We start from the raw sequence: 17,458 nt of genomic DNA, 5'->3' as shown, positions 1-17,458 counted from the left end.
AAATGAATATTCTTGTTGTAAAAACTCCAGAAGAACTAGCAGAAGCAGGATATAAATTAATTGAAGAAGTTGTAAAAACAAAAGAAAATCCAACATTAGGAATGGCTACAGGAAGCTCTCCATTAGGTATTTATGCAGAAATGCGAAAAAATAAACTTGATACAAGCCGTGTAACCACTGTAAACTTAGATGAGTACGTAAATTTACCACATGAAGATAAAAACAGCTATCACTATTTCATGCAAGAACAGTTGTTTGATCATCTTCCATTTAAACAAACTTATGTACCAAACGGGATGGCAAGTGATTTAGAGGAAGAGTGCAAACGTTACGAGGGCATTCTAGCTGCTAACCCAGTTGACCTACAGATTCTTGGAATCGGTGAAAACGGTCACATCGGATTTAATGAACCAGGAACACTGTTTAATTCTCCAACAAACATTGTTGAATTAACAGAGTCTACACGCCAAGCAAACCTTCGCTTCTTCGAAAAAGAAGAAGATGTGCCAACGCATGCGATTACAATGGGAATTGGAAGCATTATGAAAGCGAAACAAATTCTACTTGTTGCTATGGGTTCTAAAAAGGCAGAAGCTGTGAAAGAATTATTGCAAGGTGAATATAGCGAAGCGTGTCCTGCTACAGTTTTACAACGTCATCCGAATGTAACCGTAATCGCTGATCAAGAAGCTCTATCTTTATGCAGTGAGGCGATTGCTGATGAACATCGACAAGTATTCACCATTTCCGATCTATTATCAGATTCAAGAGTGGGTGAAACAGCTAATTGAGGACGGCGAATGGAAGCCGGGAGATAAAATCCCATCTGAGAATGAACTTTGCGATAAGTTCGAAGTAAGTCGTATGACAATCAGACAGGCGATTAATAATTTAGTGGAACAAGGTTATTTATATCGGAAACGTGGAATCGGTACGTTTGTCCAACTTCCGAAAGTGGAACAAAAATTGCAAGGAATGACGGGATTCACAGAAGATATGATTTCTCGTGGGATGAACCCAAGTAGTCAATTACTTAGTTTCCGCCTAGTTCCAGCTACTGCGAAAATAGCAGACCGGTTGAGAATACAGGAGGGAGAGTCGGTTTATGAAGTGAGGCGTATACGTTTAGCTGATGATGAACCGATTGCTTTTGAGACGACATATTTGTCGCCAGCTCTTGTAAAAGATATTAACGAAGAAATATTGCAACAATCTTTATATGAACATTTAGAGAAAAAACTGGGCTTTAAACTTGTTAGCGCTACTCAATCAATTGAAGCTTCAATTGCAACGGATAATGAAGCTGAACATCTGCATATTCCTAAAAAGGCGCCAGTGCTTGTAATGCGTCAATGGTCATATTCAGAAGGTGAAGTACCGTTAGAGTATGTGAAATGTATTTATCGTGGGGATCGTTATAAGTTTATTACAAACATCGCACGTAACAAATAATATATTTCAGTTTGTGAAGTACAGTTAATGTCAAATTGTTTAACATGTAAAGAAAAAATACGACTCATCCTTATAAGGAGTGAGTCGTATTTTTATTATGAGCAATTACGTGGTTAACAGCATCTTTAACTGTATTTACTACATAGTGAGCGTGTTCTTTTACTGCGTCATCTGCTTGAGACATAGCAAAACTGTGAGGAGTTAAAGAAAACATCGGGATATCATTATAAGAATCCCCTATGCAAGCAACTTCCTCTGGTTGTAGTTGAAACTCTTTTAATAAAACAGAAATAGCAGCCCCTTTACTAATATTAGGTGGCATTACATCTAAACATTGTTCTGCTGAAATGAATGTACTAACTTTTCCGTGGAATTGTTCATCAATTTTTTTCTGAAGGAGTTGTAAGCTTTCCTTTGTTCCACCGACAGAGATTTTATTTGGAAAAATTGTATCATCAATTTTCTGTAATAGATGCGGTTCTTCAACAGAAGTCATCGCTACTTGTTGTTCAAGCTCATGAATGAACGGTGTTTTCTCTTCAATGTAATAATTATGCTCATCACTTACATAACGAAAATAAGGATCTTTATTTGTCATTGCTAACAGATCAGGTAGAATACTCGAATCGAATGTTGCGGATAATAGTTGCTTGTTTTCATGTGTGTACACGAAAACACCATTTACACTAATACGATGGAAATTTGTATTTACAGCTTTCATTAAGTCTGCAATTTCATTATCCAGTCGGCCAGAAGCGAAACAAAGAATAACATTTTGCTCAGCAAGACTACGAAGTGCTACAATATCCTGTTCGTCAATTAACCCTCCGTGTTGCATCATTGTACCATCGATATCACTTACAAACATTTTAATCATGTTGTTATCCCCTTTCTATGTACAGTTGCTCTTACATTATACGCATCATATATAAACATGTCTAAAAAACGAATTTTTATGAAATGGTAGATGTTTTATATTGACGACAAAGAAGAATGTTCTGTAACATAAAAGCAGGCTATTTAAGTACGAGGGTGGTGTTATATGAGTAATTATCTAGAAATTAAAAAAGTTTTAAATAATAATGTCATCATTGCTAGCCATCCTGAACATGAGGAAGTAGTAGTGATCGGTAAAGGAATTGGATTTGGGAAAAAAGCGAAAGACATATTGGAGCAAGAACAAATTGAAAAAATGTTTGTTTTAAAAAATGAACGTGATCGTGAACAATACAAACTGTTAGTGCCGCATGTGAGTGAAAAATTAATCGAATTAATGAATGATATTATGTTCTACATTCAAGAAAAAGCAAAATCACCATTGAATGAACATATTCATATCGCTTTAACAGATCATATTTCTTTTGCGATTAAGCGGTTAAAACAAGGACTTACAATTGATAATCCTTTTTTAGTTGAAACGAAAATGCTCTATCCAGAGGAATATGAAATTGCTGAAGGTGTTGTAGACCTTTTAAATTCTCGTTTGCAAATTACATTGCCAGAAGGAGAAATTGGTTTTATTGCACTCCATATTTACAGTTCACTTACAAATTCAGATTTATCTTCAGTTAATCAAAACTCCCGTCTCATTGCACATCTTGTATCTTTAATTGAGACAAACTTACAAATTACATTAGACCAAGAAAGTATCCACTACTTACGCCTTATTCGTCATTTACAATATGCTATTGAACGGGTGAAAAAAGGGGAGAAAGTAGAGGAATCACAAAGTTTTGCTGATTTATTAAAGGCGGAATATCCCGTCTGTTATAATTTAGCTTGGAAGCTAGTTAAGGTCATGCAAAAAGAATTGCAACTTCCTGTGTATGAAGCAGAGAGCATATATTTAACGATGCACCTGCAGCGCTTAGTGAAAGCAGAGCATGTGTAAAAAGACATATATTTTTGTCTAAAATGAAAACGTTAAAAAAAATCATTGAATCGCTTACAATAGTTATGTATAATAACTATTGCAAAGTTATACAAATTTCGACAAACACATTAAGGTAAGTAACGAAAACGTTTGCCTTAATTATAGTGAACTTATACGTAAACCTATTTTTGACACGTGTTACTGATTCGATCAGGCATGAGTGGAGAAAAGCAAGGAATGTAAGCTAGAGAAAGGGATATACTACCCTTTGTATAGCTATCGTTCTATCTTTTTTTCCTCATGTCTTTTTGGCGTTTGTCGGAAGGTATCAATATAGATAAGAGAGGAAGGGTTTCCATGTTTAAGAAGATCTTTGGTGTTCTTCAAAAAGTCGGAAAAGCGTTAATGCTTCCAGTAGCGATTTTACCGGCAGCAGGTATTTTACTTGGATTTGGTAATGCATTTCAAAATCCACAGTTAACAAATGTTATTCCTGCTTTAAAAGCAGATTGGTTCGTAATGGTAGCAAAAATTATGGAACAATCTGGTGATATTATTTTCGCTAACCTTGCATTATTATTCGCAGTTGGGGTAGCAATTGGTTTAGCTGGTGGAGACGGAGTAGCTGGATTAGCAGCGTTCGTCGGCTACTTAATTATGAACAAAACGATGAGTGTGTTCTTAGAAGTAGATAAGCTAGTGAAAGTAACAAGTTCTGGAGCAGACCCAGTAAAAATTGGATTTACAGATCCAGCATATGCAAACGTATTAGGAATTCCAACGCTACAAACGGGAGTGTTTGGTGGTATTATCGTCGGTATAGTAGCCGCATATTGCTACAATAAATACTTCAACATTGAATTACCATCATACTTAGGTTTCTTCGCAGGTAAGCGTTTCGTACCGATCGCAACTGCAACATTCTCTTTAGTAGTAGGTATAATCATGTGTTTCATTTGGCCATACATTCAAGGTGGCTTAAATACGTTCTCACATCAAATGATTGATGCAAATAGAACATTAGCAGCATTCATATTCGGTTTAATTGAACGTTCATTAATTCCATTTGGATTACATCACATTTTCTATTCACCGTTCTGGTTCGAATTCGGTCAGTATACAAATGCAGCTGGCGAATTAATCCGTGGTGACCAAAAAATCTTTATGGCACAGTTAAAAGACGGTGTAGAATTAACAGCAGGTACATTTACAACTGGTAAGTATCCGTTCATGATGTTCGGTCTTCCAGCAGCAGCATTAGCAATGTACCATGAAGCACGTCCTGAAAATAAAAAATTAGCAGCGGGTATTTTAGGCTCTGCTGCATTAACATCTTTCTTAACAGGTATTACAGAACCACTTGAATTTTCATTCTTATTCGTAGCACCAGTACTGTTCGGAATTCACGCAGTATTCGCTGGTCTATCATTTATGACAATGCAAATTTTAGGTGTTAAAATTGGTATGACATTCTCTGGTGGTTTAATCGACTTTATGTTATTCGGTGTACTACCAGGCCGTACAGCATGGTGGTGGGTAATTATTGTTGGTCTTGTACTAGCAGTTATTTACTACTTCGGATTCCGCTTTGCAATCCGTAAATGGGATTTAAAAACACCTGGTCGTGAAGTAGCAAATGCGAATGACGGCGCAGGTAAAACAGAAGCAGGAGAACTTCCACGTGAAGTATTAGTAGCACTTGGTGGTAAAGAAAACATTGCTTCTTTAGACGCTTGTATTACTCGTTTACGTGTTCAAGTTAACGAACAAAAGAATGTAAACAAAGATCGCTTAAAAGAGCTTGGAGCAGCTGGTGTACTTGAAGTTGGAAATAACATTCAAGCTATTTTTGGACCGAAATCTGACACATTAAAATCACAAATTCATGATATTATGTCAGGTCGTACACCTCATGTTGAAAAAGAAGAGCCTGTAAAGGTAGAAGAAACTCCTAAACAAGTTGATGAAAACGAAACAATCGTATCACCAATTGAAGGGAAAATCTTATCGATTACAGAAGTACCTGATCAAGTATTCTCAGGAAAAATGATGGGAGACGGATTTGCAATCGAGCCAACAGAAGGAACAGTAGTTTCTCCAGTTAACGGTGAGATCGTCAACGTATTCCCTACAAAGCATGCAATTGGTATTCAATCTGAAGGCGGAAAAGAAATTTTAATCCACTTCGGTATTGATACTGTAAAATTAAATGGTGAAGGTTTTGAAGCACTTGTAGCACAAGGCGACAAAGTGAAACAAGGACAACCATTATTAAAAGTAGATCTTGCATTTGTAAAAGAAAATGCACCATCTATCATTACACCAATTGTCTTTACGAATTTACAACAAGGACAACAAGTCGAATTGAAAAAAGATGGAAATGTTAAGAAGGGCGAAAACGCTATTATTGACATTCAGTAGGAATTTGACGCAAAATGTTTATAATTATAATAGGCGATGTGGTTGACCGAACATCGCCTATTATATACAATAGATGATGTAGTACTCACGTCTATACAACTAAAAAAATACTGTAATTTAAAGGAGATAAATTATCATGGAAAAAATCTTTAAAGTAACTAGCGACTCAGGAATTCATGCTCGTCCAGCAACTCTACTTGTAAACACTGCAAGCAAATTTGGTTCTGACATTAACTTAGAGTATAACGGAAAAAACGTTAACTTAAAATCAATCATGGGCGTTATGTCTTTAGGCATTCAACAAAACGCAGAAATTAAAATCACTGCAAATGGTGATGATGCAGCTCAAGCACTAGCAGCTATCGAAGAAACTATGAAAAACGAAGGATTAGGAGAATAATGACTCTTAACATTCAAGGGATCGCTGCATCAAGTGGGATTGCTATTGCAAAGGCTTTCAGACTTGAGAATCCTGAATTTAACATCGAAAAGAAATCAATTACAAACGAAGCTGCTGAAATTGCACGCTTAGACGCTGCGCTTGAGAAAGCAAAAACTGAATTAGAAGCAATTAAGGACCATGCTTTTGCTGAGCTGGGTGCTGATAAAGCTGCGATCTTTGAAGCACATTTATTAGTGTTAAATGATCCAGAACTAGTAAACCCAGTAAAAGATAAAGTAAATAGTGAAAAAGTAAATGCTGAATTTGCAATGGATGAAGTTGCATCAATGTTTATTTCTATGTTTGAAAACATGGATAACGAATATATGAAAGAACGTGCTGCGGACATTCGTGACGTAACAAAACGCGTTCTTGCACATTTACTAGGAATTAACTTCTCAAACCCTGGTACAATTTCTGAAGAAGTAATCATCATTGCTGAAGATTTAACACCATCTGATACAGCTCAGTTAAACCGTAAGTATGCAAAAGGTTTTACAACTGATATCGGTGGACGTACATCTCACTCTGCAATTATGGCTCGTTCTATGGAAATTCCTGCAGTTGTTGGTACGAAAGTTGTTATGGAGAAAATCCAAAACGGCGATATCGTAATCATCGACGGTTTAGATGGAGAAGTAATTGTAAATCCATCAGAAGAAACTCTTCGTTCTTTTGAAGAAAAGAAAGCGAAATTTGAAGAGCAAAAAACTGAATGGGCAAAATTAAAAGACCAAGCTACTGTAACAAGTGATGGACATCACGTTGAGCTTGTTGCAAATATCGGAACACCAAATGATGTACAAGGTATTATTGATAATGGCGGAGAAGGCGTTGGTTTATACCGTACAGAATTCTTATACATGGGCCGTGACAATCTTCCAACAGAAGAAGAGCAGTTCGAAGCGTATAAAGCAGTTCTTGAAGGTGTAAAAGAAGGTCAACCTGTTGTTGTTCGTACACTTGACATCGGTGGAGATAAAGAGCTTCCATACTTACATTTACCAAAAGAAATGAACCCATTCTTAGGATACCGTGCAATTCGCTTATGTCTTGATGAGCAAGATGTGTTCCGTACACAACTTCGTGCATTACTTCGTGCTAGCGTATACGGTAACTTAAAAATTATGTTCCCAATGATTGCAACTCTTGATGAGTTCCGTCAAGCGAAAGCAATCTTATTAGAAGAGAAAGCGAAACTTGTAGAAGCGGGTACAACTGTTTCTGATTCAATTGAAGTCGGTATGATGGTTGAAATCCCAGCTTCAGCAGTATTAGCAGATCAATTCGCAAAAGAAGTTGATTTCTTCTCTATCGGAACAAACGACTTAATCCAATACACAATGGCTGCAGACCGTATGAATGAACAAGTATCTTACTTATACCAACCATATAACCCATCTATTTTACGTCTTGTAAAAATGGTTATCGATGCTGCTCATAAAGAAGGCAAATGGGCTGGTATGTGTGGTGAGATGGCGGGAGATTCACTTGCTATCCCATTATTATTAGGATTAGGTTTAGATGAGTTCAGTATGAGTGCAACATCTATTCTTCCTGCAAGAACACAACTAAGCAAGTTGTCAAAAGCAGAAATGGAAACATTAGCAGAAAAAGCATTAATGATGTCAACTGCTGAAGAAGTTGTTGAACTAGTTAAAAGCATATAATCAATAAAAAAACCTGAGTCGATTTGAAATCGGTCTCAGGTTTTTTCTATGAGAAAAGTAAATCTTATTTTCTTACTATAGAGGATAAGGAACAGAATTAGATAGCGATAGCAACGATATCAGTTGGGCATACACGTAAAATACCAGTAAAAGTATTTCGATTTTGATTGTTCTTATCGTCTTTGTTATTATCTTTATCGTCTTTGTTATTACGAGCTAAAGCAGAGAAAAGAGCAACGCCATTAGCGAAACCTTCAAAAATTACATTGTTGAATGTGCCGTTACCTCTAATGCTTAAAAGAGAAAGCTCTGTTCCAACTGAAATGTTAGCAAGTACGTTACATACAGCAGGTCGTTGTGGTCTAACTTCTTCTCTCTCTTTCTCGCGATGTTCGCGATGGTCACACTCTCTTTCACGATGATGACAGTCTCTAAAGTTATCACAGCATCCAAATGATCCAAACATAATCCTCATCACCCCCTTCACACTTATAATCTATGTAAGTTCGGTAGTGAGTGACTGGACAGAGAGTGGAATTTTTTCTGGGGGATTTTCTCATTTTAAAAGACTAGCTGGGTGTTTAGTACGGAATGATGTTTAAAATAGGGGAAATATCACAAAAAAGTGTAAAGACCACCGAAATGAATGAAATAGGTAGGCTTTACACTTTTTTACTTTTATATAAAACGATGATATATACAGGGAGAGCTAAGAGTAGTGGTGCAATGGATCTTGCAGTATGTTTTTCTGTGTCTAATTGGAACGCTTCTTCTTTTGGGAATTGTAACACTGATATGTTTGTAGCATCGCCAATAAAATATAAAAGCAGTACAGTTACTATGTAACTTAAAAGTGCGATAAAGCTTCCGTATGAACTCAATGAAAATCCCTCTCTTGTTATCTATTTGTTATCATTGTATCATAATTGTAACAAAAACACACGGTTATATTTCGATACTTTAACAAAATTCGACATGAAATGCCATTTATGTGTATGGGAATAGCATAAAGTTTACTGTTTTTTTATGTATAGATGTCGAATAGTACATTGTAATATTACGGGTGTGTGACAGGATAAAAAGAAACGAAGGTAATGAAATTACCTTCGTTTCTTTTTATCCTGTATTAAAGAGCAGTAAGACCCCCCACCTCAAAATTCAGCGAAAGCAAAGAAGTTAGGCGGAGGATTAACTGTCCATAAAAACCGATTATAGTTTCACTTTATTATTTTGCCCATTCACTCACTTGTTCTACGCTCATTCGTGGTGCAGGATGACCTTTTAAAGTTGATTCACCAATTGTAATAAGCATAATTGGTACGTAACGAGATGAAACATTGAATTCTTCTGTAAGTGCTTGTGGGTTGAAACCACCAATAGCACAAGTATCCCAGCCAGTTGCTTTAGCCGCAAGCATAAGTTGCATTGCTGCTAAAGATGCATTTGAAAAGGCTGCATCTCTTGGGAATTGCTCACGAGCATATGCAGACTCAATATTTTTAGCTAAGCGCTCTTTTGCTTCTTCTTTCATAAATCCTTGTTCTACAATTGGACCATAAACTGGTTCAACGTTTTTATAAGCTTCTAAATCACCTAAAATAGCGACTACAGCAGAAGCATCAAGTATTTGTTGCTGGTTATAAGCAATTGGATGCAATCGTTTCTGTACATCTTCACCTTGGAATACAAGGAATTTCCAGTGCTGCAAGTTCCAAGCAGAAGGTGCTTGAGCAGCTCCCTTTAAAATCTCGTGTAACTCTGTAGATGAAATTTCTTTCTCTGGGTTGAATGCACGTGTAGATGTGCGTTCGTATAGAACATTAAAAAAGTTGTCGTTTGTCATTATATATCCTCCAAGTAACATATCAAATTATAAAAAAATACATGTAATACATTCTACTTACATTTTGTAAGTTGTCGAATTTAAGAATATAATATCTTTATTTTAATTGTCAAGTTTTAAAGAGGAAGCTAGGGCATTCATACAAACGATACAATTCCTATAATCATACACTAGAAAAGGAATTTGTAGAGAAAAAGCGAAAAAAGCATTCTCAATTAGCTTGTTAATATGTATCCCTCACTTATTAAAGTATTTAGAGAACAGTCTTTTTATAAAATGTTTGTGAGGAATGCAGTAGAACAAGATATATGAAGTGAGTGAAGACTAGTGATGAACATACTACATTTTTTATTAGAGAATACGGTTTTCCAAAATGTATTACAAGATCTTCAGTTAAATGTCCTTTATATAGAAAATGGATGTACACATCAACAAACGATAGAAAATATTCATCCAAAATGTATGTTTATAGCAAATAGTTTTGAAGAAGGAGAATTATTGTTTCAGAGAACAAAACCACATATTGTAATTATGTATGTAACAGATTTTTCTCAAATAAAATATATAAAGAATATGTATAATCCACAGAGTACATTTATTGTCATTTGGGATCAACAGATAACAAGCGAGTTTGCAGAGGTGCTTACGTTAGGAATACGTAATATTGTGATAGCTCCTGTGACTCCACAAATGGTGTTAGAGGAAGTGAATAAGAGTTTGTATCAGCTTTCTTTAGTGCGGCAAGTAAGTTTGCAACAAGAATTACTTCAAACGATGTTTGATTTTCAAAATGATCTATTATTTATAGTAGAAGACGATGAGATTGTTGATTGTAATACAAATTTTTTAGAGTTTTTCGGATATGAAAATTTATTTGCCTATCGTGAGCAACATTTAGTATTTGCTGAACATTTTATTAGAGAAAACGGATACTATTCAACAACTCACGATATAACATGGTTAGATGATACATTATCATATGATAGAAGAATTAAGATGTCCAATTATGAAGGGGAAGTGTCAACTTTTTTATTGCGCGCGACACCACTGCCAGAAGATTTATCAAGATTTATTGTGAAGTGTACAGAGATTACAGAATTAGATGAAATCTATCAAGAACAAGAAAGGCTTGCTATGATAGATTCGTTAACAGAGATTTATAATCGTTTGAAGTTCCAACAAATACTAGAGGCAGAATGGGATAATGCAATGCGTAACGATGAAAAAATAGCACTTATTTTATTTGACATAGATAATTTTAAAACAGTAAATGACACGTATGGCCATGATTTTGGTGACTTAGCATTAATTCAGCTTGCAGAGCTTATGAAATCTAAAGTGGAGCAGCAACATGTATTTGCAAGGTGGGGAGGAGAAGAATTTATTATATTAGTAACTAACACAGTAGAAAAAGAAGCATTTCAGGTTGCGGAATCATTACGATTTTTCATTGAAACGAAGCAGTTCTCCGGAATTTCGAAATTAACAGCGAGTTTTGGAGTCGCGTTATATGAACAAGGGATTACAAGAGAAGAATTAATGCAACGAGCGGATATTGCATTATATGAAGCGAAAAAAAATGGAAAAAATCAAGTGTGTGTATATAGAAAAGAAAAAAAGTGATTTTTCGCAACAAATTGTTGCGATTTTTTTTTATTGTTTGATAATAGAATGTAGGGGGGATTTTGAACGAAGGAATTATGGAGGAACAACATGATAAAAAAAATAATGACGATGGCTTCGCTGTCTGCTGTAGTTTGTGGTGGAGTATACTATTTTTTCTATAACCCCAATATAAAGGGAAGCACTGTATTGACAACTAAGGTGAATCCTACTATTGAATCAGAAGTACAGGAGAATATAGAAGAAAAAAAAGAACAACAAATTGATTATGCTAGTATATCTCAAAAGTTAGATCAATATTTAATAGGAAAGCAATTTAATGGGACAGTTTTAGTAACAGATAAAGAGCATGTTATATTGAATAAAGGATATGGATATGCTGATGTTCAATATAAGATAGAGAATACGCCTCAAACAAAATATCGTGTCGGTTCTATTACGAAAACCGTTGTGGCAACATCTATTTTACAGCTGCAGGAACAAGGGAAGTTAAATATTCAAGATAATGTAAATAAATATATTCCCTCTTTTCCAGTAGATAAAAATATTACTTTATATCATTTGTTAACACATACATCAGGTTTACCGGAAAGTGGAAAAGGGAAAGTGAATGCCGCTTCTCGTATAAATTTAGTAAATTGGATTGGAAGTCAAAAATTAGAATTTCCACCAGGCTCAGGTTGGAGATATACAGATTATAATTATATGGTGCTTGCCTATATTATAGAAAGTATATCAAAAAAAACTTTAGGAGATTACATAAAAGAAAATATATTTACTAAAGCAGAAATGCATGAATCTGGTATGGGAAATATGGTTCAGGGAGATCAGCATTTTACTAAAGGATATGTAAAGAAAGAGAATGTACTTGAACCTGCACAAAAATTGTTAATGGAGTGGTTATACGGGTGCGGTGAGATGTATACGACAGTTGGTGATATGAAGAAGTTAGACGAAGCGATTATAAATGGGAAACTTCTTTCTGAACAAAGTAGACAAGCGATGTTTTCACCTTCAACAGAACGAAAATATGCATATAGTTTTTACATATATCCGGATTATTTTCATAATCATGGTGTACTATCTGGTTGGAACACTTTCAATAATTTTAATAAAGAAAAAGGCACTTTTGTTATATTATTTTCAAATGTGAAAAATAGTATAGATGATGATTTTAATAATGAGTTTCGAAAGATGGTAAGTGATTTATTAGAACAAAGGGGATGAGAAAATGGAACGTAAAAATGTATCAATAGGTTTCATCGGTATTGGTGTAATGGGAAAAAGTATGGTGCGTCATTTAATGCAAGACGGCTATAAAGTATATGTATATAATAGAACGAAAACGAAGACAGACTCTTTAGTGCAAGATGGTGCGAATTGGTGTGATACACCGAAAGAGTTAGTGAAGCAAGTTGATGTTGTAATGACTATGGTTGGATATCCACATGATGTAGAAGAAGTGTATTTTGGGATAGATGGAATTTTGGAGAATGCAAATGAAGGTACGATAGCAATTGATTTCACGACATCTACACCAACATTGGCAAAACGTATTAACGAAACCGGTAAAAGTAAGAATGTATATACGTTAGATGCGCCTGTATCTGGAGGAGACGTTGGTGCGAAAGAAGCAAGGCTCGCAATTATGGTCGGTGGCGAAAAAGAAATATATGAAAAATGTTTACCGTTATTTGAAAAACTAGGGACAAATATTCAGTTGCAAGGACCAGCTGGAAGTGGACAACATACAAAAATGTGCAATCAAATTGCGATTGCTTCTAACATGATTGGAGTATGTGAAGCTGTTGCTTATGCGAAAAAAGCTGGACTAGACCCAGATAAAGTATTAGAGAGTATTTCAACGGGAGCAGCAGGTAGCTGGTCATTGAGTAACTTAGCTCCCCGAATGTTAAAGGGAGATTTTGAACCAGGGTTTTATGTAAAGCATTTTATGAAAGATATGAAGATAGCTTTAGATGAGGCTGAAAAATTGCAATTGCCAGTGCCAGGTTTAAGTTTGGCGAAGGAATTGTATGAAGAGTTAATGAAAGATGGGGAAGAGAATAGCGGAACACAAGTTTTATACAAAAAATACATAAGGGGGTAAATGAGATGGATCTTCAAAAATTTGATGAGATGATTGATACTGTTCAGCGAGCAACTTGTATACAAATTAGTGCAAAACAAAAAGAAGCTTTTAAACAAAAATATGATTTTGAGCCGGAATTCGAATATGGAAGAGATGAGAAGGGGCATTATGTTATTCGAGCTTCAAAAAAGATGTTAGAAGAAATGGAGTTTTATTTGGCATTGAAATATGATCGAGATGGAGTTGACCTTTATATGCAAGCAGAGATTGACGGTATATGTCACGTATCTGTTAGCTATAGTGAAGACGCCTTGCACTTACAAGAATTGTTTCAATTTCTAGAAGAAAATAAATAAAAGTCCTCATTTGAGGACTTTTATTTATTTAGGTATATATAATTTTTATAATTATAAGCTAGAAGCTCTGCGGCATCGTTCAATTGGGAATGGAATAACTTGCGCGATGTGATTAGGACCGAATTGTTTTGCACGAGCATGGCGTACTATATAAAATGCACACAGAATTGAAACAGGAATAGCACCGAATAAGCCAAAAAATAAAGCGCTTACACAAGATGCGACAAAACCTAAAACACCAACTTCCAACTCTTCCATAATAGCTCCTAGAATAACAGGAAGTGCTCCACACGTAACCCCTAGTATAAGTGCGATAAGTAAACTCATGATTATCCCCCTCTGTTTGCGATATTCTTTTCCTTTTTATTTAATTGTAGTATATCATATACAAAACAGAATTTTCAGAAAAAATTCAAAAAAAGTTCAATAAATGTTCAAAAAGTTTTAAAAAATTTGCTTGAAAAATAGAAGGGGAGATTGTTTTGGAATAGAAGGACTCATATGTTTGAGAAAATAAAAAATCAGGCTTATTTCATTTTTTGAAATAAGCCTGTTCCATAGGAGGATGTATATATGTAGAGTGAATAAAAGGTTGGAAAAGGGGATCCAAGTCCTTTTATTCAACTAACTACCTTAATAAATTGGAACCCAGCCTTCAGTTGTAACAAAAATACGAATAGCTACAACTTGACGATCATCTTGCAAGGTAAAATAGTGTCTTGCATTTTCTGGAACAGATATGAGATCGCCTGGCTCAAGTTCAACGTCAAAGAATTTGCCATCTTTTCCTTCAATGGCAAAGATGCCATGTCCACTAACAATAAAGCGAACTTCATCATCGGTATGATGGTGTTCTTTTTGGAAATTAATTAATAATTCGTCAAGGTTAGGTGTGCTATTTGAAAGTGAAATTACATCATGTGCTTTATAACCTCGGCGCGCTGAAACATCAGCGATTTCTTTTGAAAACACAGCTAATATTTCAGCCTTGTTTTCATCTGTTAACGAATAATTTTCATTTAAATAAGTAGGAAGTTTAGAGATGTTCCATTTCTCATATAAAACGCCTTCCTCTTGTAGAAATTTAGATACTTCTACTTCATTTTCTATGCGAGTATTTACTTCATGAATACGAATTTGCGCCATTAGAAACGCCTCCTTGAATTGATAATAGTTTTATATGAAATTGGAATAAAAACTCATAAGCTTCTAATCTTTTCTTTGCATCAAAGCTATCTCGGCCCCATACGGTAATACCGTGGTTACGAATTAATACTGCTCCCGAATCTCCTTGTATGTGCTTTCGGAAGTTTTCTCCAAGCGTTGGGATATGGGCATGGTTTTCGATAATAGGAATGTGAATTGTTGCACCTTCTTCCCAAATATCGAGAGCTTTAATAATTTCTTGATTTTGAAGGGTGACTGCATCACTATATAAATTTGTGATGACATTATTATCAGTTGTATGAACATGAAGTACGCACCCAGCATTCGTATTGTTATAAATATGTGTATGCAATATTGTTTCTGCTGAAGGGCGTAATTCAGTCTCTAATACGGGAACCCCTAGATGATCTACTAATAGAAAATCATCTGGAGTAGTTTTTGTTTTATCTTTACCACTTGCTGTAATAAGAAAAGTAAGTGGCTCATGACTAACCTTTATAGAAATATTACCACTCGTTGCTGGAAACCAATTTCGTGTTGTTAATTCTTTTTTTATCTCGCTTAAGTCATACCATTGACGAAAAAGTTGTTTCATGATTTCACCTCCAACAAATGTTTTAATTGGGTTTGAACATCGTGAAATGTTTCAAACGGTGTATAAGCAATATAATTCTCTTCACACTTTGTAATAAGGAAGTCGCGAGCGAATACTTTATCTGCTTGTTTCGCAGCTTGTAAATCAGTAATTGAATCTCCAATCACAATATGGAAGTCATTCGTATCACTTAATTTACGGATTAAAGATGATTTGCATAATCCGCAATGATTTTGACAATGATGATCACAAGGATGAGGCCACTTAACTGTAATGAATTCACTTGAAAAGTCTGTTTCATTACAGTAAATTTGCTCTTTTGGAATGATTCCTTGTAAGAGTGGATAGACGAAGAAATCCATTCCACCTGATATAACGTAAAAAGAAATGTTATTTTCATTTACAAATTGTATAAATTCATGAAAACCACTACGGATTTCAGCAGTTTTTATTAAAAATTGAATCATATCATCGTGTAGACTAGTAGGTATTAATTGAAATAATTGAGAAACACCTTCTTGAATAGACAGCTCTTGTGATAAAATTCTATTCTTTACTTCTTCGGCTTCTGGTGGTGCGAATTTTTCCATAATGGACATAATGTTATCATTATTTGTAATCGTGCCATCGAAATCACAAAATACTTGAATACTCATAATTTCACCCCATGAGAGGGATTTCCCCATATTTGTAGTGCACTATGCAAATTTATGTCATCTACTTCATGGAGTGGTGTATTTTGCAAAGTAGCATTAATTGCAGTACGGAAAGCTTTACCGCCCCCTTGCGCCCCACTTGGATGTCCATGTATCCCGCCGCCAGCATTAATAACAACATCTTTACCGAAATCTCGTAGAATAAAGGGAACGAAACCAGGGTGAATACCAGCAGACGGAACAGAAAAACTCTTCTTGAAAAATGCATCGTCTTCAATTAAATGTTTTGAGATGGCAAGAGCCTCCTCTTTTTCTAGTGCAACACTTCCGTACGGAGATGGGAATAATGAAAAGTCAGCCCCAGCATAACGTAGTAGCTTTCCTAGTAATAATGGAGAGGAAACTCCATATAACTTGGATGATGAATAAGCACCACTTACAGCAGGGTGTGCCATAATAGGAACTGGGATTTCATCATCTTCTGCAAGTGATTGTAGTACATCTAGTCCGTAAGCAAATACATTAAATAATAGAATATCTGCCCCAGCTTGCACTGCGCGTTTCGCATTTTCTTTTAAATCAAAAGTTCGTCCTGTTAAATTTACGGCATATAACGTTTTATGTCCGTATGTTTCATATACGGATTGTAAAACTTCTTTTCCAGATACAATGCGTTTCGTAAGTGGTGTTAATGTATTCTCAAATAATATTTCATCATCTTTTACTATATCTACACCACCAATTGCTTGATCGCGTAATTGCGTTTTTAAATACCCAATATTTCGTCCAATCATTCCTTTAAAAATACTCATTAAAAGGGGACGCTCATGCACTTGTAAAAGATTTCGAATACCATCTATCCCGAATTTTGGACCAGGGAAATATTGTTTTAACTCGTCTGAAAATGTTAAGTCAATTAATTTCACTTCACCATCAAGTGATAGCTTCCCGAATGTAGTTGTTAAAATTGCTGGTAAGTCCGGACTGAAGTTTAATAACGGATATTCGATTTTAATAATCCCGCGTTTAACTTTTTTACGTAAATACGAATTGGTATGTTCTTGTTCAGCTAGTTCCTCAACATGAATGACGTTGCCTTTATGCTGTTTTAATTGTTCTTGCAATAAGTGCGGCAAATGAGTCCAAGAGCCAATTGTTAAACCGAGTGCAATTTGCTCGGCTTTTTTTTCTAAGTTATGTGAATCATCATGGATTAAATACGTTGCTATAATTCCGCTCATTGTTAAAACCTCCTAGTTAAATAAAAA

Annotated in this window: 19 protein-coding genes; 10 read left to right on the top strand and 9 right to left on the bottom strand. The window is 35.3% G+C overall.

Translation table 11 applies throughout. The features are described 5' to 3' along the window. Window positions 1-2: 2 nt before the first annotated feature. Window positions 3-791, top strand: coding sequence for a glucosamine-6-phosphate deaminase (gene nagB / locus ACLBWW_RS01850; RefSeq protein WP_001024205.1), 789 nt, complete (start codon window positions 3-5; stop codon window positions 789-791). Further along, complete coding sequence (gene phnF, locus ACLBWW_RS01845; protein WP_002194085.1) at window positions 721-1,452, top strand: phosphonate metabolism transcriptional regulator PhnF; 732 nt, start codon at window positions 721-723, stop codon at window positions 1,450-1,452. The genes nagB and phnF overlap by 71 nt, the downstream gene beginning before the upstream one ends. Window positions 1,453-1,522: 70 nt before the next feature. On the opposite strand, the gene ACLBWW_RS01840 is transcribed toward phnF, so the two are convergent. Next, entirely contained in the window at window positions 1,523-2,329 is an 807-nt protein-coding gene (locus tag ACLBWW_RS01840) for a Cof-type HAD-IIB family hydrolase (RefSeq protein ID WP_048546232.1), read from the bottom strand. A 165-nt stretch (window positions 2,330-2,494) separates the two neighbouring features. On the opposite strand from ACLBWW_RS01840, the gene glcT reads away from it, so the two are divergent. From glcT to ptsP, 4 genes are all read left to right on the top strand, one after another. Further along, window positions 2,495-3,343: a glucose PTS transporter transcription antiterminator GlcT gene (glcT, locus tag ACLBWW_RS01835; protein WP_048546230.1), complete on the top strand. Its 849-nt coding sequence runs from the start codon at window positions 2,495-2,497 to the stop codon at window positions 3,341-3,343. A 339-nt stretch (window positions 3,344-3,682) separates the two neighbouring features. Beyond that, a complete protein-coding gene (gene ptsG / locus ACLBWW_RS01830) occupies window positions 3,683-5,746 on the top strand; it encodes a PTS glucose transporter subunit IIABC (protein WP_048546228.1) in 2,064 nt (687 codons plus the stop codon). A gap of 136 nt (window positions 5,747-5,882) precedes the next feature. After that, window positions 5,883-6,146, top strand: a complete 264-nt coding sequence (gene ptsH, locus ACLBWW_RS01825) for a phosphocarrier protein HPr (protein ID WP_000411080.1) — start codon at window positions 5,883-5,885, stop codon at window positions 6,144-6,146. Next, complete coding sequence (gene ptsP, locus ACLBWW_RS01820) at window positions 6,146-7,858, top strand: phosphoenolpyruvate--protein phosphotransferase (RefSeq protein ID WP_000174216.1); 1,713 nt, start codon at window positions 6,146-6,148, stop codon at window positions 7,856-7,858. Before ptsH ends, ptsP begins: the two co-directional genes overlap by 1 nt. A 97-nt stretch (window positions 7,859-7,955) precedes the next feature. Here the strand turns inward: ptsP and ACLBWW_RS01815 are convergent, their stop codons facing one another. From ACLBWW_RS01815 to ACLBWW_RS01805, 3 genes are all read right to left on the bottom strand, one after another. Next, a complete protein-coding gene (locus ACLBWW_RS01815) occupies window positions 7,956-8,324 on the bottom strand; it encodes a DUF3915 domain-containing protein (protein WP_141522805.1) in 369 nt (122 codons plus the stop codon). Window positions 8,325-8,520: 196 nt separating this feature from the next. Continuing rightward, complete coding sequence (locus ACLBWW_RS01810) at window positions 8,521-8,739, bottom strand: hypothetical protein (protein ID WP_048546226.1); 219 nt, start codon at window positions 8,737-8,739, stop codon at window positions 8,521-8,523. Window positions 8,740-9,083: 344 nt separating this feature from the next. Beyond that, window positions 9,084-9,701: a nitroreductase family protein gene (locus ACLBWW_RS01805; protein ID WP_000180385.1), complete on the bottom strand. Its 618-nt coding sequence runs from the start codon at window positions 9,699-9,701 to the stop codon at window positions 9,084-9,086. A 330-nt stretch (window positions 9,702-10,031) separates the two neighbouring features. On the opposite strand from ACLBWW_RS01805, the gene ACLBWW_RS01800 reads away from it, so the two are divergent. From ACLBWW_RS01800 to ACLBWW_RS01785, 4 genes are all read left to right on the top strand, one after another. After that, entirely contained in the window at window positions 10,032-11,324 is a 1,293-nt protein-coding gene (locus ACLBWW_RS01800; protein WP_048546224.1) for a GGDEF domain-containing protein, read from the top strand. Window positions 11,325-11,414: 90 nt separating this feature from the next. Continuing rightward, window positions 11,415-12,551: a serine hydrolase domain-containing protein gene (locus tag ACLBWW_RS01795; protein WP_048546222.1), complete on the top strand. Its 1,137-nt coding sequence runs from the start codon at window positions 11,415-11,417 to the stop codon at window positions 12,549-12,551. Window positions 12,552-12,555: 4 nt separating this feature from the next. After that, complete coding sequence (locus ACLBWW_RS01790; protein ID WP_048546219.1) at window positions 12,556-13,434, top strand: NAD(P)-dependent oxidoreductase; 879 nt, start codon at window positions 12,556-12,558, stop codon at window positions 13,432-13,434. A 5-nt stretch (window positions 13,435-13,439) separates the two neighbouring features. Then, window positions 13,440-13,772 carry a DUF3909 family protein gene (locus ACLBWW_RS01785; RefSeq protein WP_048546217.1) on the top strand — a complete coding sequence of 111 codons (333 nt, stop codon included), beginning with the start codon at window positions 13,440-13,442 and terminating at the stop codon, window positions 13,770-13,772. Between the two features lie 51 nt (window positions 13,773-13,823). Here ACLBWW_RS01785 and ACLBWW_RS01780 read toward each other — a convergent pair whose 3' ends face one another. The 5 genes from ACLBWW_RS01780 to mtnW form a co-directional block, all read right to left on the bottom strand. Next, window positions 13,824-14,099 carry a hypothetical protein gene (locus ACLBWW_RS01780; protein WP_000054671.1) on the bottom strand — a complete coding sequence of 92 codons (276 nt, stop codon included), beginning with the start codon at window positions 14,097-14,099 and terminating at the stop codon, window positions 13,824-13,826. Between the two features lie 306 nt (window positions 14,100-14,405). Further along, window positions 14,406-14,918: a 1,2-dihydroxy-3-keto-5-methylthiopentene dioxygenase gene (locus tag ACLBWW_RS01775; RefSeq protein ID WP_000057324.1), complete on the bottom strand. Its 513-nt coding sequence runs from the start codon at window positions 14,916-14,918 to the stop codon at window positions 14,406-14,408. Further along, window positions 14,896-15,534: a methylthioribulose 1-phosphate dehydratase gene (locus ACLBWW_RS01770; RefSeq protein WP_000811328.1), complete on the bottom strand. Its 639-nt coding sequence runs from the start codon at window positions 15,532-15,534 to the stop codon at window positions 14,896-14,898. Before ACLBWW_RS01770 ends, ACLBWW_RS01775 begins: the two co-directional genes overlap by 23 nt. Beyond that, window positions 15,531-16,190, bottom strand: a complete 660-nt coding sequence (locus ACLBWW_RS01765; RefSeq protein WP_000027484.1) for a 2-hydroxy-3-keto-5-methylthiopentenyl-1-phosphate phosphatase — start codon at window positions 16,188-16,190, stop codon at window positions 15,531-15,533. The genes ACLBWW_RS01770 and ACLBWW_RS01765 overlap by 4 nt, the downstream gene beginning before the upstream one ends. Further along, window positions 16,187-17,431, bottom strand: a complete 1,245-nt coding sequence (mtnW, locus tag ACLBWW_RS01760; protein WP_447613892.1) for a 2,3-diketo-5-methylthiopentyl-1-phosphate enolase — start codon at window positions 17,429-17,431, stop codon at window positions 16,187-16,189. Before mtnW ends, ACLBWW_RS01765 begins: the two co-directional genes overlap by 4 nt. Between the last annotated feature and the right edge of the window lie 27 nt (window positions 17,432-17,458).

The sequence above is a fragment of the Bacillus sp. M5A3_1b genome, assembly GCF_053345335.1.
This window is presented reverse-complemented; position numbering and strand designations above follow the sequence as displayed.